Source organism: Actinosynnema sp. NPDC049800, from assembly GCF_040656635.1.
GTDB lineage: Bacteria > Actinomycetota > Actinomycetes > Mycobacteriales > Pseudonocardiaceae > Actinosynnema.
The window spans coordinates 35306-52978 of sequence record NZ_JBFAMT010000044.1 but is presented as its reverse complement, the minus strand read 5'-3'; the positions used below and the strand labels follow the sequence as shown (position 1 = coordinate 52978).

The window sequence follows — 17673 nt, the reverse complement described above, 5'->3', positions numbered from 1 at the left end:
GCGCGGTCAGGAGGGCAGCCTCGCGGCGGCCACCTCCGCCAGGCGCATGGCGCGGGCGCAGTACTCGGCGCCCGCCCGGTCACCCGTCACGGTCAGCACCACCACGCCGATGTGCGCCGGCTGCGGCACGTCCGGCGGCTGGTGGGGAACCCTGACGGTGCAGCTCGTGCTCGCATCGGCGTCCACCTTGACGTACCCGGGCTGACCGCCGAGATCGACCAGTTCGCCCTCGATCAGCTTCTGCGCCGGGTGCTGGTCGAAGCGCAGGTTGATGCCTGGTCCGCCGACCGTGCTGAACCACTTGCACGCCCAGTTCCCGAACACGTTCACGGCCGTGTCGGCGTCGACCGCGGCCACCTCGGTGAGCGTCTCGTCGTCCAGCACCCGACAGGCGTCGGCGTGGGCGAGCGAGCCGACGGGGAACGGGGTGGTCCGCCGGGGGATCGGACCGCTCCGGAGCACCTCCAGCACGGTGTCCGTCGCGACCCGGGCCACGACGCAGAGGTCCAGCGGCGGGTTCGGCAGCTTCGCCGCCACCCGGACGGCGTAGACGTCGTCCACCACCACGGTGCGGTCGCACTCGCCGCTCCGCAAGGGGCCTTCGAGGACCTCGAACGGCTTCCCCTGGACCGTGCGCGACGCGCGCGTGATGAGCTGGACCTCGACGTCCACCGACGCCTTCGCGCCGATGTCGACCACCACGTCGCAGCGGTTGAAGTTGCCGTAGGTGGTGAACAGCAGCGTCGGGCCGAACCGGCGCAGCGCCTCCTCGTCCATCAACGCGCAGGGGTCGGCGGAGCGCTCGTCGCCGACGAGACCGCCGGCCGCGGGCGGCTGCTGCGCCGCCGGCGCCTGGTACTGCCAGGTGAACACGATCGCGCTGAGCGCCAGGACGAACGCGAGCCCGGCGACGGCCCGGAGCGACGGACGGCGCCGTGCCGCGGCCCGGATCGGGCGTTCGACCGGCGCCGGTGGCGGCTCCCAGTCGCCGACGACGTCCTTGAGCCGTAATCGGACCTCGTCGGCGGTAGGTCTCTGGTCGGGCCGCGGTCGCAGCATCTCCGCCAGCAGCGGGGCGAGCGGACCCGCCTGGCGCATCGGCAGCGTCTCGCCGCGCCGCGCGCGCTTCAGCACCTCGTGCGGCTCGCCGTTGCCGAACGGCGGCGTGCCCTCGACCGCGGCGAACAGCGTGGCGCCGAGGGAGAAGACGTCCGAGGCCCGGCTCGCGGGGTGGCCGCCTGCCACCTCGGGCGAGGTGTACGCGGGCGTGCCGGTGACCCTGCCGTCGTCGGTGCGGGTCACGTCGCGCCAGATGGAGATGCCGAAGTCGGTCAGCTTGGCCAGGTCGTCGTCGGTGACCAGGACGTTGCCCGGCTTCACGTCGCGGTGCACGATGTTCTTCGCGTGCACGGCGGCCAGCGCGCCCGCGATCTGCACACCGATCCGCGCCACCCGCTCGGGCGGCAGCGGACCCTTCGCCAGCGTCTTGTCGAGGCTTTCCGCCGGCAGGTACTCCATGACGAGCCAGCAGTCGTCGGCGTCGACGGTGTCGAAGATCGAGACGGCGTTCGGGTGCTGCACCTGCGCGGCGGTCTCGGCCTCCCGGCGGAACCGGGTCCGATCGGTCCGGTCCGCCGCCGCGTGGGGGCGCTTGAGCGCCACCCGCCGCTTCAGCTTCCGGTCGAACGCGCCCCAGACGACACCACCGGATCCGGAGCCGCGGGCGTCCTCCAGCTCGTACCGCCCGCCGACCACATCCCCCGTGCGCACGGTGCGTAGTGTAGGGACCACGTTGGGACGCCGTCATGAGCTTCGTCCGGCCGACGCGGGTGAACCGGCCGTCAGGCCGGACTTTCACCCGAAAGGCGGCCACCGGACGTCAGGACAGGGAGTCCAGCACCGCCAGGTCCGGCGGCACGAGCGTGGTCGACAGGACGAGCTCGCGCAGCAGGTTGTCGTTGAGCGCGTTGCCGACCGGCTCGCCGACCTCCTCGCGCAGCAGGCCGTGCACACCCGCCGCGGACAGCCTGGCCCGGACGTCGGCGACCATGTGCTCGACCCGCTTGACGCTCCACCCGGCGTCCGGCTGGAGCTCGTCGAGGACCTGGGCGACGTGCTGACGCGACACCGGCTGCGGGTTGGCCTCGTGCAGCAGGTAGCGCTGCCCCAGCACGACCAGCAGCAGGTGCTCGTCCGGCGTGAGCCGCCACCGCTTGGGCGGCTGGGTCACGGCGGCGTGGCGGGTCGCCGGGTGGCTGCCGTCCTCGCCCGCGACGTACAGCTCGAGCAGGTGCTCGCGGTCGTGGGAGCCGCGGATGAACAGCGGCGTGTAGCCGTCGGCCAGCGGCACCGGGTCCTCGTCGCGGAACAGCCACCGGGTCTTGGGCAGGCGGATGGGCAGCCGCCCGGTGTTGGTGACCCACCACCGGCCGGCGTGCCGGGTCAGGAGGCCGTGCAGGCGGCTGACCCGCGGGTCGGTCTCGCCGACGCACAGGTCGACGTCCGGCCGGTTGCGGCCGAACCGCACCCGGCGCCCCTCGACCGGGCTGACGCTGATCTTCCCGCTCAGCGCCAGGGCGACGACGGCTCCCGGCGCGGCGCGCGGCACGTCGCGCGCCAGGCTCTCGCTGTTCATGCCGGCCTCCTCCTGTTGCCGCGCAGTGTCCCCGCAACGCCCCGGGACCCCTCCCGACCACGGGAGGGACACCTCGCCGTCCGCCGCGACCGATGGGGAGGGGTCCCCGACCGCGTTCGCCACGCTGCGCTCATGGGCGATTTCGAAGTGACCATCGACACCCTCCACGCAGTGGTCGGCAGGCACGGCAAGGTGCGTGACGAGCTGACCGCGACCAACCGGCAGAGCCGGTTGCTCGCGCAGATCCCACCCCCGATGGAGGACCCGGCGACCACCTCCTTCATCACCGCCGCCTGCCAGGCGGGCCAGGCGCACCTCGACTCGGTCTCGGCGATCGAGCGGGACCTGCAGGCGCGGATCGAGGAGCTGAAGGCCTCGGTCGAGCAGTACGCGAAGACCGAACAGGGCAACGAAGGACGCTGGGCGGTGACCGGGTGATGGCGGAACTCAACGGCTACCAGATCTACCAGATGGTGTCCCAGGGCGCGGGCCCCGATGGGCTGAACCAGGCGGCGGACGTGTCGAAGGACGCGGGCACCCGCATCCAGGCCCTCGGCGACGAACTGCGCCGGCTCACCTCCGAGATGCAGACCACCTGGCAGGGCAAGGCGTCGGACCGGGCGGCGCAGGCCGTGCGGCCGATCGAGGAGGCCCTCCAGCGCGCGCAGGAGACGCTGCACCAGGCCGACGCCTCGTTGCGGACCCAGGCGCAGAGCTACAGCCGGCTCCGGCAGGTGGTGATGCCGATGGCGACGGAGCACCCGCCGGAGCTGACCCTCTTCGACGAGATCACGCCGTGGGACACCGACAACGAGCTCGCGCGCAAGGAGTGGTTCAAGGCCGACGCGAACAACCGCCGCGTCTACGCCGAGTACGCCACGGCGACGGGCCAGAACCAGGCGATGCTGCCGCAGACGCCCCAGGCCGCGGGCGGCGCGGGTGCGGACACCGCCGTGCAGGCCGCGGGCGGCCCCACTGTGCGGTCGGCGACCTCCGCACCTCCACAGGTCGGCGACGCGGGCGGCACGTCGCCGTCGTCGGCGGGAGCAGCCGGCGGTGACCGGACCTCCGCGCCGCCCTCGGTGGGCGGTGGCGGTGGCGGCCGGACGTCGGCCAGCGAGGCCGGCGGTGGCGACGCGGACCTCGGCGGTCGGGCGCCCACCGTCCAGCGGCCCACCGCGCCGTTGCCGCCGGGTGACCGGACGGCGGTCGCCGACTGGTCCGCCGGTGTGCCGGGCGGCGTGCCGATCGCGTCACGCCCGCCGTCCGCCCACGACACCGCGCACACGTCGAACCTCCCGAAGGGCGACCACCTGGCCGGTGGCGCTCCGGTGCTCCCGGGCGGGATCGGCATCGCCGACCCCACCGGCACCAGGGGACAGCGCGGCGCCCTCGACGCGGGCGACCGCTCCGGCGTGCTCGGCAGGACGCCGCCGCCCAACGTCCCCGCGGGGGCCGGCGCCCGCGGCGCGGCCGGCAAGGTCGGGATGGCGGGGATGGGCGGCTTCGCGCCGCACGCCCCGTACACGCGCGAGGAAGACGACCGGGAGCACCAGCGCACCGTGTACATCGAGGAGGACGCGGACGCGCTCGTCGGCCCGATGCCCGACAGCGTGACGCCCGTGATCGGGGAGGACTGATGCTGCGCGAACCGGTGGTCCTGTCCGACGCGGAGTTCGACGTGCTGTGGCACCACGACGACATCGGCGAGCACCACACCGTGCTGCACGTGCCGCCCGCCGAGGCCAACACCCTGGAGGTCGAGCAGGCGCTGTACCGCGACGGCGTGCGGGTCGACGAAGCGCTGGAGGCGTTGCGGCTGCTCGCGTTCGCGGACTTCGAGTGCTTCGGCTGGATCGCGTTCAACCGCGAGGTCACCCTGCCGGTCGTCGTCGCCACGGCCGGGCGGCACGGCGTCTTCGCGTTGCGGGACAACGGTCACGTGCGGATCGACGCGCTGCGCGGCGACCCGTCGGACCGGCTGGTGTCGTGCCTGCCGGAGCTGCGGGCCGGCCGGGGTTCGTCGATCAACGCCCGCGCCGAGGAGGCGTCGACGTCACGGCCGCTGGTCGAGCTGATGCAGCGCCCGCGCGCCGGCGTCGCGAAGCTCTTCGCGGCCACCCGCGACCGGTACGGGCGACGCCGGCGCTCGGAGTCGTTCATCACCACGCTCGACTGCCCGGACGGCCGCTGGCTGGTCGTCCGCTACACCGACGCCCGCGGCCAGGGCTGGGTGCACGCCACGCCCGCGACACGGCCGATCATCAGGGAGTGGCTCCGCCGGATCGGCGACTGACCGGGACCGCGACGCAGCGGGCCGGCGGACGCCGAGCCGCCGGCGAGTCGTCCACCTCGTCCGGGCCGGTCCCACCCCGGCCCGCCGGGTGACACGGGCTGGAAGTCCGCGAGCCGCGGACGGCCTGGGTGCGCGCGGGCGATCCCGGCCGCCCGCCGCGCGACGGCGCCCGGCCTCCGGCTCGACGACCACCTCGCGTGCAGAGCGTCGATCCCGGCGGGACGGAAGGCCTGCGGCCGTGGCCTTTCCGCGAACGGCCCGTTCGCCGATGTCACACGATCGGGTGGCGAAGTCGAGGCTAGGCCGGGTGCCGGCGGTGACGCAGGCCGTTGATCAGGGCGGCCAGGGTGTCGGCGTCCTCGCTGCCGACGGTGAACCTGCTGCCGTCGGCGAACACCAGTCGCACGGCCGGTCCCGGGGCGGGGGCCATCATGGTGCCGTAGCCGTGGAGCACGCCGGCCACCAGCCAGTCGTCGGTGGACAGCGGGGAACTCGTGGCGTGCTCGACGGCCGTCAGGGGGAACTCGCGCCGGAACAGCCCGATGGCCACGCGCACCGCGTGCTCGTCCACCGCCAGCCGGTACCGGCTGCCCGCCAGCGTCACCGCGGCGGTGAGCACGGCGACCAGGCCGACCGGCGCGAACTCGACACCCAGCCACAGCCCGAACACCACCACCATGACCACCCCGATCAGCGCCTGCGCGGCGGCGGCCCAGACCACGAAGCGCAGCACGCGCTGCTCGCTCCACAACACCCGCTCCCCGTCGGCCAACGGGATCCGGACGACGTCCGCGGGTGGCGAACCGGCCAGGGGCAGTCCCGAGGAACGCCGCCCGGCCACCGCGAAGGCGAGCGCGCCGACCACCAGCACCGCCACCGGCAGCCCGACCGCGAGGGGCACCGGCGGCGTCCCCACGTCCTCGGGGCCGCGCGCGTCCAAGGCCGGGACCAGGACGAGGACCAGGGCGCCGCACAACGCGGTGACCAGCACCGCCACCACGAGCTGCGTCACGGCGCGCGCCCAGTGCACGGCCGGCGCGGGCAGCAGCCTGGCCAGGAAGAACACCACCACGCCCAGCAGCCACAGCCCGGCGATCGCACCCAGCCCGACGGTGATCAAGGGCTCGGTGGCCAGCGTGCTGAGCACCGGCCGCCCGCCCCCGCCCTTGTTGGGAATCCGTTCCGGCAGTCTGCCGACCCAGCCCGACACCAGCAAGGCGGTGGTGCCCAGCACCGCGCCGGGCAAGAGGACGAGGCCGGTCAGCCACCGCAGCACCTGGCTCATGTGAACGCCTTCCTGATCAGGACGACGACCTCGTCGGCGTCCATGCCGATCCGCCGGGCCGCCGCCGCGACCTCCCGCACCGCGTCGGCCAGCCGTGCCCGCTCCTCGGTCGCGGCCGAGGTGACGACCGCGCCGCGCCCTCGTCGCAGTTCGATCAGCCCTTCGTCCCGGAGGGTCGCGTAGGCCCGCAGCACGGTGTGCATGTTCACCCCGAGCGAGGACGCGAGCTCCCGGGCGGGCGGCAGCCGCTCGCCCGGGCTCAGGGTGGCGCTGATCAGGGCGTTTCGCACGCAGGCCGCGATCTGGTCTCCCAGCGGGGTGCTGCTGGTGGGGTCGACCCGGAAGAGCATGTTCTAATTCTTATAGAACAAGTCGTGATTCGTCAACCGGCTCCACGTCCATCCCGGCAGGACGGCGCAGGTCAGCGATCGGCGGGGTCGGCGACCAGCAGCACGGGCCGGTGGGCGGCCTTGGGCAGGTGGTGGCTGACCGAGCGGCGCATCACCCGGCTCAGCGACCGGTGCCGGTGCGTCCCCACCACGACCATCAGGGCGTCCTGCTCCTCGGCCACGGTCACCAGCAGCCGCACCGGGTCGCCGTCCGACGCGTGGTAGGTCCAGTTCCCGGGGTGGTCGGCCAGCGCCGCGCGGACCTGGACGTGCAGGTGTTCGAGCGCCTCGCGCGCGTGGCCCTCCCAGACCTCGACCGCGACGTCGGGGTCGACCGGGTAGTCGCGCACGTCCACGCCGTGCACCACGTGCAGGTCCGCGCCCAGGCGACGCGCGAGGTCCGCCGCCGTGCGCAACGCGGCCAGGCTCGCCGCTCGACCGTCGAAGCCGACCACCAGCACCGGCGCCGCGCCGCGCTCGTCGGAACGGACGGCGGGCAGCGTCAGCCGGCGTTCGTCGGGGTCCTTCGCACTCACCACACCACGATCGCGCCGGCCGCCCGCGATCGCAGCCCGGAGCCGTCGCGGAACCTCCCGGCGGCACGGCACCGTGCGCTACCGTGATCCGACGTCGCACGGATCGCGTGGGGGTGAACGCGCGTGAAGACCGCATGGCTGAAGGCGGACGGGCCCGCCGCGGTGATCCTGATCCGGCTGGCGGTCGGCGCGGTGTTCCTGTCCGAGGGCATCGGCAAGTTCCGGTACCCGGACGAGCAGGCCGCCGGGCGGTTCGCGACGATCGGGATCCCGGCGCCGGAGTTCTTCGGCCCGCTGTCCGCCGTCGCGGAAACGGCCTGCGGAGCGTTGTTGCTGGTCGGTCTGCTCACCCGCCTGGCCGCGTTGCCGATGCTGGTGAACATGGTGCTGGCGCTGGCGTTGACGAAGGTGCCCATCCTCTGGGGCGGCTCGGCCGACAAACCCAAGGCGGACGGTCTCTGGGACCTGGCGCACGAGTCGCGCACCGACTGGGCGATGCTGCTCGGCTTGGCGTTCCTGCTCGTCGTGGGACCGGGCCGCTGGTCGCTGGACGCCGTGCTGCGCCGTCGTGCCGCGGACACCTGACACCACCGCGTCGTGGAGTCACCGGTTCCGGCGACGGTCGCCCGCCGCCGGAACCGGTCCTCCTCCGACCGCTCACACGGCCAGTCGTGGCCACGATCCCGTGTCGCGCAACAGCTGCCGGTCGTGCGTCGCGATCACCACCGCGGCCGGGGTGGCGCCGAGCGCGGCGGTCAGCTCGTCGACCAGCGCGGCCGAGAGGTGGTTGGTCGGCTCGTCCAGCAGCACCACGTGCGGACGGGCCGCCAGCACCAGCGCCAGGTCGAGCCGCCGCCGCGCGCCGACCGACAGCTCGTCCACCGGTCGACGCCGGTCGTAGCCGTCGAGCAGGCCCAACTCGGCCAGACCCGGCCCCGGCACGCCCGAGCGCGCGAGCCGTTCGTCGTACAGCTCCGCGGCCGTGCGCCGACCGTGCGGGTCGGACTCCTGGCCCAACCGCCCGATTCGCGCCGCCGCGGCCCGGGTGACCGTCCCCGTGGTCGGCTCCAGGGCTCCGGCCAGCACGGACAGCAACGTCGACTTGCCCGCGCCGTTGGGCCCGGTGACCACCAGCCGGTCGCCCGAGTCCAACGCCAGGTCGACCGGGTGGTCGAGCCTCCCGGCCACGGTGACGGCGTCCGCGCGCAGGAGGGTCGCTCCTTCGTGCTCGGGCAACTCCGGCATGGCGAACCTGGCCGGCGGCGGCGGGACCTCGACCACGTGCGCGTTCAGCTCCTCCTGCCGTCGGTGCACGGCCCGCACGAGGCCGGGCGCGCGGGTCGCGCGGCTGTGCTTGCCGTGCCCCTTGCCGGGCCGCCAGTTGTCGCGCAGCCGGTTCTGCGCCGCGGACAGGTCGTCGGCCAGGCGCTGTCGCTCGGCGACCTGCTCGGCGTGCAGCGCCTCCCACCGGGCCCGCTCGGCGCGGCGGGCGTCGAGGTAGGCGGTGTAGCCGCCGCCGTACACCCGCGGCCGGCCGTCGCTGGACGGGTCGAGGTCGACCACCGTCGTGGCCACGTCGGCGAGCAGCGCCCGGTCGTGGCTGACCAGCACGACGACGCCGGGGTGGGCGCGCAGCCGTTCCGTGAGGTGGTCGAGCCCGCCCGCGTCCAGGTGGTTGGTCGGCTCGTCCAGCAGCAGCACGGCGTGCCCGGCGCCGAGCAGGCACGCGAGCCGCACGCGGTGGCGCTGGCCGACCGACAGGGCGCCGAGCGGTCGGGTCCGGTCGTCCACGGCGCCCAACGCGGCCAGCGAGACCTCGACCCGCCGGTCGGCATCCCACGCGTCGAGCGCCTCGGCCTCGGCGAGCGCGGCGGCGTAGGCGTCGTCCGCGCCGGGACGGCCGTCGGCGAGCGCGTCGGTGGCGCGCTCCAGGCGGGCCAGGACGCCGCGCACGGCGGCCAGTTCGAGGTCGATCAGGTCGCCGACGGTGTCGGCGGGTCCGAGCGGGAGCTGCTGGTCGGCGACGCCGACCGAGCCCGCGCGGCGCACGTCGCCGCGATCGGCCGGCAGGTCGCCGGCGAGCACCCGGAGCAGGGAGGTCTTGCCGCGGCCGTTCTCGCCGACCACGGCGACCCGGTCACCGGCGGCGGCGACGAGGTCGACCCCGGCGAGCACGGGCCGTCCGCCGAAGGAGAGGTGCACGTCGGACGCGCGGACGTGCGCCGCGCGCACGAGCGCGGGCGAGAGCTGGGATGACATGGGAGGACTGCCTCCGGTGAAGGTGATGAGCAGGAAGGACGAGACCCGGTAGCGCGAAACCGCGGTACCGGTGGAGGCGTCGTCCCTCAGAGGAAGAGCAGTTGCTGCATCACGTCGACCAGGGTAGGTCAAGGCCCGGACCCGCCGCACCGGGATTTCGCCGTGCGGGCCTGTGGGCTTGCCGACACGCGGACGGGGTTTCACGAGGGGTGCACGACGGAGTCGGCCCCACCTACCGCGAGGCAGGTGGGCCGACTCGGCCGGTGCGGGTGACCGCTCCTACTCGTGCTGGTCGCCCCACGCGCGGGCGTAGCGGTTGGCGTCGGGGCGTTGTGGGTCACGGCTGCGGTACACGACGTACGGCCGCACGAGGTAGCCGAGCGGCGCGCTGAACACGTGCACCAGGCGGGTGTACGGCCAGATGCCCAGCAGCACGAGCACGGTCACGTTGTGCACCTGGAAGCTGAGCGGCGTGCCCGCCATCAGCTCCGGCCGCGCGGAGAACGTGAACAGGCCTCGGAACCACACGGACACCGACGACCGGTAGTCGTAGCCGCCACCGATCAGGTTCTCGCCCACGGTGTTGAACATCCCGGTCACGATCGCCGCCGCGAGCAGCGCGTACATGACCTTGTCGCCCCGCGTGGTGGCCTGGCGCACCGCGGACACCGTGAACCGGCGGTAGAGCAGGATCGCCAGGCCCGCCACGGTGGCCACGCCCGCCAGCGTCCCGGCCGTCACCGAGACGAGGTGGTACATGCCCTCGCTGATCCCGAAGAACTCGGTCCAGCTCTTCGGGACCAGCAGGCCCAGCACGTGGCCGCCGATCACGGCGAGCAGCCCGAAGTGGAACAGCGGGCTGCCCATGCGCAGGAGCCTGCTCTCGTGCATCTGCGAGGACCGGGTCGTCCAGCCGAACTGGTCGTGCCGGTACCGCCAGACGTGCCCGACCAGGAACGAGGTCAGCGCGATGTACGGCAGGGCCAGCCACAGCAACGTGCTCATCGTCGTCCTCCCGCTTCGGCGTGCAGCGCGGGGTCCATCGCGAACGGCTCCAACCCCACGTCCTCCTCTGGCGGCCCTTCCGCGGCCAGGGTCGCGATCTTGCGGAGGTCCGCGGCGCTGATCTCCGGCAGCGTGGCGCACACCGCGTCCAGCACGGCCAGGTACGGCGACCCGCCGTCGGCCAGGGACAGCCGGATCATCTCCAGCACCGGGCGGTGCTCCACCAGCAGCCGCCGCCCGGCGGCGGGATCGGCGGTCGCGGCGAACTCGAGCACGACCGAGAGGTGATCGGGCAGCTCGTGCTCGCCCAGCTCGACACCGGCCGCGCGGTAGGCGTGCTTGAACCGCAGCAGCGCCATGCCGCGCTTGCGGGTGTCGCCGTAGGCGTAGTACGACAGGTGCAGGCAGTTGCGCTTGCGCAGGTCGAAGGTCTCGACGTAGTGCTGCGCCAGCGCGTTGCCCGTCGAGGACGCCGCGTGGTCGATGAAGGACGCCAGCGCGGGTCCGGCGGGCGCGGGCAGCGACCCGGCCGCCGCGCGCAGGTCGGGCAGCAGGCGCGTCATCGCCTCGCCCGGGTAGTCGATCAGGAGCGCGGCGATCCGCCACACCAGCCGGCTCTCGCGGTCCGGCGCCTCCGCGACCTTCTTGTCGCGCTTGCGCAGCACGCTCATGCGATGGCCTCGGGTTCGTGCGCGGTCGCGGCGCCGTTGCCGTTGCCGTTGCCACCGGCGGGGAACAGGCCCTTGGTGTCGACCCCGTCCCAGTCGAGCAGGTTGATGCGCTTGGCCTTGTCGGCCGGCGCCGCGCCGTTGGTGTCGGTCAGCTGGAACTTCTCCGCCATCACCTCGAACGCGGTCATGCCGGGACCGCCGTCGCCGTCCAGGCTGCACCCGGTGGTCAGGGCCTCCAGCCGGTGCGCGTCCGACCCCGCGCCGGCGGGGATCACGTAGCGGTCCTCGTACTTGGCGATGGCCAGCAGCCGGTACATCGACTCGATCTCGCCGGGCGCGAGCCGCACCGACGCGGCGATCGAGTCGTCCACGTCCTCGCCGAGGTTGACCTTGCGCATGTGCGCGCGCATCGCGGCCAACCGCTGCAACGAGGCCCGCACCGGCCCCACGTCACCGGCGGTGAACAGCTCGGCCAGGTACTCCACCGGGATGCGCAACGCGTCGATGGCGCCGAACAGGTTGCCCACGGCCTCGCCGTCGTGGCCGGTCTCCGACAGCACGTCGACCACCGGCGACAGCGGCGGCACGTACCAGACCATCGGCATGGTGCGGTACTCCGGGTGCAGCGGCAGCGCCAGTTGGTAGTCGACGATCAGGCGGTAGACCGGCGAGTTCTGCGCGGCCTCGATCCACTCGGGGGAGATGCCCGCCCGCTCGGCCTCGGCGACCACCCGCGGGTCGTGCGGGTTGAGGAAGACGTCGAGCTGCGCGGGGTAGAGGTCCTTGTCGTCCTTGACCGACGCCGCCTCACCCACCTTGTCCGCGTCGTAGAGCAGCACGCCGATGTAGCGCAGCCTGCCGACGCACGTCTCGGAGCACACCGTCGGGATGCCCACCTCGACCCGCGGGTAGCAGAACGTGCACTTCTCCGCCTTGCCCGTCTTGTGGTTGAAGTAGATCTTCTTGTACGGGCAGCCCGTGACGCACTGCCGCCAGCCGCGGCACTTGTCCTGGTCCACCAGCACGATGCCGTCCTCGGCGCGCTTGTAGATCGCGCCGGACGGGCAGGACGCCGCGCACGACGGGTTGAGGCAGTGCTCGCAGATGCGGGGCAGGTAGAACATGAACGTCTGCTCGAACTCGAGCTTGACCTGCTCGGAGAGCTTGCCCAGCAACGGGTCCTTGCCGATCTGCGCCGGCCCGCCGCCCAGGTCGTCGTCCCAGTTGGCGCCCCACGTCACCTTCGTGTCCTCGCCGGTGATCGACGACTTCGGCTTGGCGGTGGGCGTGGTGTCCGAGGGCGGGGCGGAGAGCAGGTTCTGGTAGTCGTAGGTCCACGGCTCGTAGTAGTCCGCCACCGTGGGCATGTCCGGGTTGGCGAAGATGTTCAGCAGCCGCTTGAGCCGCGAGCCGGTGCGCAGGGTCAGCTTGCCGCGCTTGTTGAGCGCCCAGCCGCCCTTCCACTTGTCCTGGTCCTGGTACTGGCGCGGGTAGCCCTGCCCGGGCCGCGTCTCGACGTTGTTGAACCACGCGTACTCCACACCGCCGCGATTGGTCCACGCCTGCTTGCAGGTGACGCTGCACGTGTGGCAGCCGATGCACTTGTCCAGGTTCATCACCATGGCGAGCTGTGCCATCACGCGCATCAGTACTGCACCTCCTGGCCGCGGCGGCGAATGGTCGTGACCTCGTCGCGCTGGTTGCCCGTGGGACCGTGGTAGTTGAGCGCGAAGGACTGCTGGGCGTAGCCGCCGATGAGGTGCGACGGCTTGATCATCAACCGGGTCAGCGCGTTGTGGATGCCGCCGCGCTTGCCGGTCGCCTCGGTCCGCGGCACGCCGACGGCCTTGTCCTGCGCGTGGTACATGAACACCGTGCCCTCGGGCATCCGGTGGGACACGATCGCGCGGGCGACCACGATCCCGTTGCGGTTGACCGCCTCGATCCAGTCGTTGTCCTCGACGCCGATCTTCGCGGCGTCCCGGTCGGACATCCAGATCGCCTGACCGCCCCGCGACAGCGTGAGCATGTGCAGGTTGTCCTGGTACGCCGAGTGGATCGACCACTTCGAGTGCGGGGTCAGGTAGCGCACGGTCACCCCGCCGTCCAGCGCGCCGACGGCCGGCTCGTCGAACAGCGCCGTCATGTCCAGCGGTGGTCGGAAGACCGGCAGCTGCTCGCCCAGCTCGAACATCCAGTCGTGGTCGAGGAAGAAGTGCTGGCGCCCGGTGAGGGTGTGCCAGGGCTTGAGCCGCTCGGTGTTGATCGTGAACGGGGAGTACCGCCGGCCGCCGGTCTCGCTGCCCGACCACTCCGGCGAGGTGATCACCGGCACCGGCCGGGCCTGGGTGTCCGGGAAGGTGATCCGCTTGCCCTCGCTCTCCGCGGCCAGGTCGGCCAGCGGGGTGCCGGTCCGGCGTTCCAGGGCGCGGAAGCCCTCCGTGGCCAGGCGGCCGTTGGTCGTGCCGGACAGCGCCAGGATCGCCTCCGCGGCGTGGGTGTCCTTGGCCAGCGACGGCCGACCGGCCGCAACGCCGGACGGGACCGTGCCGTTGGCGCCCTTGAGGTACTCGACCTCTTCGTCCGGGTGGTAGGTGACGCCCTTGGTGGTCAGCCCGACCTTCTCGACCAGCGGTCCGAGGGCGGCCATCTTGTCGCCGATCGCCGGGTAGTCCCGCTCCACGACCACGAGCCGTGGCATGGTCTTGCCGGGGATCGGCTCGCACTCGCCGTTCTTCCAGTCCAGCACCTGCCCGCCGGGCTGCGCGGTGGCGTCGACGGTGTCGTGGGTGAGCGCGACCGCCACGATGTCCTTGCGCTTGCCCAGGTGCTTCTCGGCCAGCCAGGAGAACCCGCGGGCGATGCGGTGGAACGCCTCGAAGTCGGTCTTGGTCTCCCACGGCGGGGAGATCGCGGGCGAGAAGGCGTGCACGTAGGGGTGCATGTCGGTGGAGGACAGGTCGTGCTTCTCGTACCAGGTCGCCGCGGGCAGCACCACGTCCGAGAACAGCGTCGTCGACGTCATCCGGAAGTCCAGCGACAGCAGCAGGTCCAGCTTGCCGACCGGCGCCTCGTCGCGCCAGGTCACCTCCTGCGGCCGCACCCCGTCGGAGTCCTTGGCGCGCAGGTTGGTGTCGGTGCCGAGCAGGTGCTTGAGGAAGTACTCGTTGCCCTTGGCCGACGAGCCGAGCAGGTTCGCCCGCCACACGGTGAGCACGCGCGGGAAGTTCTCCGGCGCGTCCGGGTCCTCGCAGGCGAACCGCAGGTGCCCGGACTTGAGCCCGTCCACCACGTGGTCCGCGGCGGGCTTGCCCAGCCGCTCCGCCTCGTCGGCCAGGTCCAGCGGGTTGCGGTTGAACGTCGGGTAGCTCGGCATCCACCCGAGCCGTGACGCGAGCGCGATGTTGTCGGCCGCGGTGCGCCCGGCGAAGCGCCCGGTGCCCAGCGGCGAGGACATCACGTCCGAGGTGAACGGGTCGTAGCGCCACTGGTCGGTGGCCAGGTACCAGAAGATCGTGCCCTGCATCTGCCGGGGCGGGCGCTGCCAGTCCAGCCCGAACGCCAGGGTGGACCACCCGGTGACCGGGCGGCACTTCTCCTGGCCGACGTAGTGCGCCCACCCGCCGCCGTTGACGCCCTGGCAGCCGGTGAGCATGGTCAGCGCCAGGAACGAGCGGTAGATCTGGTCGGAGTGGAACCAGTGGTTGGTGCCCGCGCCCATGAGGATCATGGACCGGCCCTTGGAGCGCTCGGCGTTGTCGGCGAACTCCCGGCCGATCCGCTCGGCCGCGGCGGCGGGCACGCCGGTGATCGCTTCCTGCCAGGCGGGGGTGTAGGGCTGGGTGGCGTCGTCGTAGCCGGTGGGCCACTCGCCGGGCAGGTCGTCGCGGCGCACGCCGTACTGGGCGAGCAGCAGGTCGAACACCGTGGTCACCCGGCGGCCCGCGACGATCCGCGTCGGCACGCCCCGGCGCAGCACGCCCGGCTCGCTGGTGTCGAACCGCGGCAGCGCCACGGTGACCGGCTCGCCGCCGCGCGCGGACAGCAGCGGGTCGACGTCGCCGAGGTCGAGGTTCCAGTTGCCCTGGCCCGAGTCGGTGAACCGGTGCCCGAGCGACCCCGGCGGCACCACGGGCTCGCCGCGCGCGTCCAGCAGGACCGTCTTGGACTCCGCGCCCTCGCCGGTGTCGCCGAGGTCCGCGGCGGTGAGGAACTTCCCCGGCACGTGGCCGTCGTCGGTCTCGGTCAGGGTCACCAGGAACGGCAGGTCGGTGTAGCGCTTGACGTAGTCGGTGAAGTACGGGGTGCTCTTCTCGACGAAGAACTCCCGCAGGATCACGTGCCCCATCGCCATGGCCAGCGCCGCGTCGGTGCCGGGGCGCGCGGGCAGCCACTCGTCGGCGAACTTGGTGTTGTCGGCGTAGTCGGGGGACACCACGACGACCTTCTGGCCCCGGTAGCGCGCCTCGGTCATGTAGTGCGCGTCGGGCGTGCGGGTGACCGGGACGTTCGAGCCCCACATGATCAGGTAGCCGGCGTCGAACCAGTCCGCCGACTCCGGCACGTCGGTCTGGTCGCCGAACACCTGCGGGCTCGCCACCGGCAGGTCGGCGTACCAGTCGTAGAAGCTCAGCATCGAGCCGCCGACCAGCGAGACGAACCGCGCGCCTGCCGCGTGGCTGACCATGGACATCGCCGGGATCGGCGAGAAGCCCGCGACCCGGTCCGGGCCGTAGCGCTTGATCGTGTGCACGTGCGCGGCGGCGACCATCTCGGCGGCCTCCCACCACTCGGCGCGCACGAAGCCGCCCATGCCGCGGGCGGCCTTGTACTTGCGGGACTTCTCCGGGTCCTCGACGATGTCGGCCCAGGCGAGCACCGGGTCCTTCAGCCGTTCCTTGGCCTCGCGGTAGTACTCCAGCAGCACACCGCGCACGTACGGGTAGCGCACGCGGGCGGGGGAGTAGGTGTACCAGGAGAAGGACGCGCCACGCGGACAGCCGCGCGGCTCGTACTCCGGCTTGTCCGGCCCGATCGAGGGGTAGTCGGTCTGCTGGGACTCCCAGGTGATCACGCCGTCCTTGACGTAGACCTTCCACGAGCAGGAGCCGGTGCAGTTCACCCCGTGGGTGGACCGCACCACCTTGTCGTGGGCCCACCGGTCCCGGTAGAAGACGTCGGCGCCGCGTCCACCGATCTGGTGCAACGTGCGCCCGTCCGCGGAGGTCTCGCCCCGCTGGAAGTGCCTGGCCAGGCGCAGCAGCGAGTCACCGAGCTCGGAATCGGGCTCCGCGGCGTCCGGACGAACGCTACCGGCGGAGAAATTCGACACGGCGATCACCTCCGAAGTAATAGTGAATCGCTAAATCGACGGCCACCGTCAATGGCCTCGCTGGGTCACCTTAGGGGGCCGCAGGGGTGCCTACAAGAAAGGATTCGAATCCGCACTTTAACGTGCCGCGGGTGGTGAGCACGACGTAACGTCACGTTTACGACCGTGCTGCGGCTCACGTCCGGACCTGGACCGACTTACGCAGTGTTACCTGCGACGATATGCCGTCGGGTGTCCTGATGGCACACTGCGTGACGGGCGTCGCCCGGCAGGTTCACACCCATCTTTAACATCCAAGTCACACCGGTCGGGTGGTGGCGGTGCGGAGTCACCGGCGGGTCGGGATCGGGATCGGTGATTTCGGGCGGTCGAATTCCTCCGCCGCGAGCGCCCAGTCGTAATCCCGGGGAGACGTCCACATCGCGGGAGTGCCGAACGCGCCGTCGCGATTGACGCGAACCGCGAGCACCGGATGGGCGTCGGCGAGGCTCATCGGGACGAGGAGCACGCCGTCCGCGCCGAGGTGGTCGAGCCACGCGGGCGACACGCGGTCGCGGGGGAAGGTGACGATCACCCGGTCGAACGGGGCCTGGCTCGGCACGCCGCGTTCGAGGTCGCCGCACGCCACGGTGACGTCGGCCCGCCCCAGCCTGCGCATCGCCCGCTGGGCGTCGTGCACCACGTCCAGCCGGCAGTCCAGGGAGAACACGCGGGTCCCGGTGACGGCCGCGATGAGCGCGGCGGTGTAGCCGTTGCCCGTGCCGATCTCCAACACCCGGTGCCCCGGTCGCAGGTCGAGCGCCTCCAGCATCCGGGCGACCAGGCTCGGCCGCGCGGACGAGCACCGGGCCGTGGGCCCCGTCCCGGGCCGCCGGACGGGTAACGGGGTGTCCCGGTAGATCACGTCCAGCACCGCTCCGGGCGGCCCGTCCGGCCCGACGTCGACGCGCGAACCGGGCCCGGGGTAGAAGTGGGTCACGCACCGGTCCCGCCTGACCGAGCGGAAGGCGCGCTCGACCGCGTCGGTCCGGATCGCCCCCTGCTCGCGCAACGCCTTCGCGTAGCCGGCCAAGCGGTCCGCCATCTCCACGGGAGTCCTCCTCCGGCTTCCCCGGCACGGCAGCGCCGGTGCGCGCGCTCACGTCACGCGACAGCGTCGGGCATCGGAAGGATTCCGTCCACCACCAGGAAGGTGGGATCGGGTCGGCCCACGTCGGCGGATTCCCCACCCCGCAACGAGTTCCACCGCGCCCGGCGGGTGCGGG

At 72.7% G+C, this 17673-nt stretch carries 15 protein-coding genes; 4 read left to right on the top strand and 11 right to left on the bottom strand.

Features of this window, described 5'->3' with window-relative positions:
• Positions 1-6: 6 nt before the first annotated feature.
• Both AB0I91_RS33455 and AB0I91_RS33450 read right to left on the bottom strand, forming a co-directional pair.
• Positions 7-1770, bottom strand: a complete 1764-nt coding sequence (locus AB0I91_RS33455) for a serine/threonine-protein kinase (RefSeq protein WP_499640545.1) — start codon at positions 1768-1770, stop codon at positions 7-9.
• 109 nt (positions 1771-1879) lie between these two features.
• The gene (locus AB0I91_RS33450) at positions 1880-2635 is read right to left on the bottom strand and encodes an FHA domain-containing protein (protein ID WP_498777451.1); all 756 of its coding nucleotides are present in this window, start codon (positions 2633-2635) and stop codon (positions 1880-1882) included.
• 132 nt (positions 2636-2767) lie between these two features.
• On the opposite strand from AB0I91_RS33450, the gene AB0I91_RS33445 reads away from it, so the two are divergent.
• The 3 genes from AB0I91_RS33445 to AB0I91_RS33435 are packed head-to-tail and all read left to right on the top strand — an operon-like array spanning position 2768 to position 4931.
• Positions 2768-3073, top strand: coding sequence for a hypothetical protein (locus AB0I91_RS33445; protein ID WP_498777453.1), 306 nt, complete (start codon positions 2768-2770; stop codon positions 3071-3073).
• Positions 3073-4275, top strand: a complete 1203-nt coding sequence (locus AB0I91_RS33440; RefSeq protein ID WP_499640544.1) for a WXG100 family type VII secretion target — start codon at positions 3073-3075, stop codon at positions 4273-4275. The genes AB0I91_RS33445 and AB0I91_RS33440 overlap by 1 nt, the downstream gene beginning before the upstream one ends.
• Entirely contained in the window at positions 4275-4931 is a 657-nt protein-coding gene (locus AB0I91_RS33435) for an ESX secretion-associated protein EspG (protein WP_499614590.1), read from the top strand. The genes AB0I91_RS33440 and AB0I91_RS33435 overlap by 1 nt, the downstream gene beginning before the upstream one ends.
• Before the next feature lie 298 nt (positions 4932-5229).
• On the opposite strand, the gene AB0I91_RS33430 is transcribed toward AB0I91_RS33435, so the two are convergent.
• From AB0I91_RS33430 to AB0I91_RS33420, 3 genes are all read right to left on the bottom strand, one after another.
• Entirely contained in the window at positions 5230-6216 is a 987-nt protein-coding gene (locus AB0I91_RS33430) for a hypothetical protein (RefSeq protein ID WP_498777459.1), read from the bottom strand.
• Positions 6213-6566 carry a GntR family transcriptional regulator gene (locus tag AB0I91_RS33425; RefSeq protein ID WP_498777461.1) on the bottom strand — a complete coding sequence of 118 codons (354 nt, stop codon included), beginning with the start codon at positions 6564-6566 and terminating at the stop codon, positions 6213-6215. The genes AB0I91_RS33430 and AB0I91_RS33425 overlap by 4 nt, the downstream gene beginning before the upstream one ends.
• Positions 6567-6637: 71 nt before the next feature.
• Positions 6638-7141 carry a universal stress protein gene (locus tag AB0I91_RS33420; protein WP_498777463.1) on the bottom strand — a complete coding sequence of 168 codons (504 nt, stop codon included), beginning with the start codon at positions 7139-7141 and terminating at the stop codon, positions 6638-6640.
• A 123-nt stretch (positions 7142-7264) separates the two neighbouring features.
• Here AB0I91_RS33420 and AB0I91_RS33415 point away from each other — a divergent pair, with 123 nt between their 5' ends.
• Positions 7265-7726, top strand: coding sequence for a DoxX family protein (locus tag AB0I91_RS33415; RefSeq protein ID WP_499614594.1), 462 nt, complete (start codon positions 7265-7267; stop codon positions 7724-7726).
• Between the two features lie 72 nt (positions 7727-7798).
• On the opposite strand, the gene AB0I91_RS33410 is transcribed toward AB0I91_RS33415, so the two are convergent.
• The 6 genes from AB0I91_RS33410 to AB0I91_RS33385 all read right to left on the bottom strand — a co-directional run bounded on the left by AB0I91_RS33410 (position 7799) and on the right by AB0I91_RS33385 (position 17492).
• On the bottom strand, positions 7799-9400 hold the full coding sequence (locus AB0I91_RS33410; RefSeq protein ID WP_499640542.1) for an ABC-F family ATP-binding cassette domain-containing protein: 1602 nt from the start codon (positions 9398-9400) through the stop codon (positions 7799-7801).
• Positions 9401-9679: 279 nt separating this feature from the next.
• Positions 9680-10405, bottom strand: coding sequence for a respiratory nitrate reductase subunit gamma (gene narI, locus AB0I91_RS33405; protein ID WP_498777469.1), 726 nt, complete (start codon positions 10403-10405; stop codon positions 9680-9682).
• Positions 10402-11076 (bottom strand): nitrate reductase molybdenum cofactor assembly chaperone, encoded by a 675-nt coding sequence (gene narJ, locus AB0I91_RS33400; RefSeq protein WP_498777471.1) that lies wholly within the window; start codon positions 11074-11076, stop codon positions 10402-10404. Before narJ ends, narI begins: the two co-directional genes overlap by 4 nt.
• Positions 11073-12722, bottom strand: coding sequence for a nitrate reductase subunit beta (gene narH, locus AB0I91_RS33395; RefSeq protein WP_498777473.1), 1650 nt, complete (start codon positions 12720-12722; stop codon positions 11073-11075). Before narH ends, narJ begins: the two co-directional genes overlap by 4 nt.
• Entirely contained in the window at positions 12722-16339 is a 3618-nt protein-coding gene (locus AB0I91_RS33390; protein ID WP_499614651.1) for a nitrate reductase subunit alpha, read from the bottom strand. The genes narH and AB0I91_RS33390 overlap by 1 nt, the downstream gene beginning before the upstream one ends.
• A gap of 397 nt (positions 16340-16736) precedes the next feature.
• Positions 16737-17492, bottom strand: a complete 756-nt coding sequence (locus AB0I91_RS33385) for a protein-L-isoaspartate O-methyltransferase family protein (RefSeq protein ID WP_498777524.1) — start codon at positions 17490-17492, stop codon at positions 16737-16739.
• Between the last annotated feature and the right edge of the window lie 181 nt (positions 17493-17673).

Excerpts from the sequence above, each read along its gene's own strand:
- narJ (WP_498777471.1), bottom strand. The coding sequence starts at position 11,076 with ATGAGCGTGCTGCGCAAGCGCGACAAGAAGGTCGCGGAGGCGCCGGAC.
- AB0I91_RS33430 (WP_498777459.1), bottom strand. The coding sequence starts at position 6,216 with ATGAGCCAGGTGCTGCGGTGGCTGACCGGCCTCGTCCTCTTGCCCGGC.
- AB0I91_RS33440 (WP_499640544.1), top strand. The coding sequence starts at position 3,073 with ATGGCGGAACTCAACGGCTACCAGATCTACCAGATGGTGTCCCAGGGC.
- narI (WP_498777469.1), bottom strand. The coding sequence starts at position 10,405 with ATGAGCACGTTGCTGTGGCTGGCCCTGCCGTACATCGCGCTGACCTCG.
- AB0I91_RS33445 (WP_498777453.1), top strand. The coding sequence starts at position 2,768 with ATGGGCGATTTCGAAGTGACCATCGACACCCTCCACGCAGTGGTCGGC.
- AB0I91_RS33435 (WP_499614590.1), top strand. The coding sequence starts at position 4,275 with ATGCTGCGCGAACCGGTGGTCCTGTCCGACGCGGAGTTCGACGTGCTG.
- AB0I91_RS33410 (WP_499640542.1), bottom strand. The coding sequence starts at position 9,400 with ATGTCATCCCAGCTCTCGCCCGCGCTCGTGCGCGCGGCGCACGTCCGC.
- narH (WP_498777473.1), bottom strand. The coding sequence starts at position 12,722 with ATGCGCGTGATGGCACAGCTCGCCATGGTGATGAACCTGGACAAGTGC.
- AB0I91_RS33425 (WP_498777461.1), bottom strand. The coding sequence starts at position 6,566 with ATGCTCTTCCGGGTCGACCCCACCAGCAGCACCCCGCTGGGAGACCAG.
- AB0I91_RS33385 (WP_498777524.1), bottom strand. The coding sequence starts at position 17,492 with ATGGCGGACCGCTTGGCCGGCTACGCGAAGGCGTTGCGCGAGCAGGGG.
- AB0I91_RS33450 (WP_498777451.1), bottom strand. The coding sequence starts at position 2,635 with ATGAACAGCGAGAGCCTGGCGCGCGACGTGCCGCGCGCCGCGCCGGGA.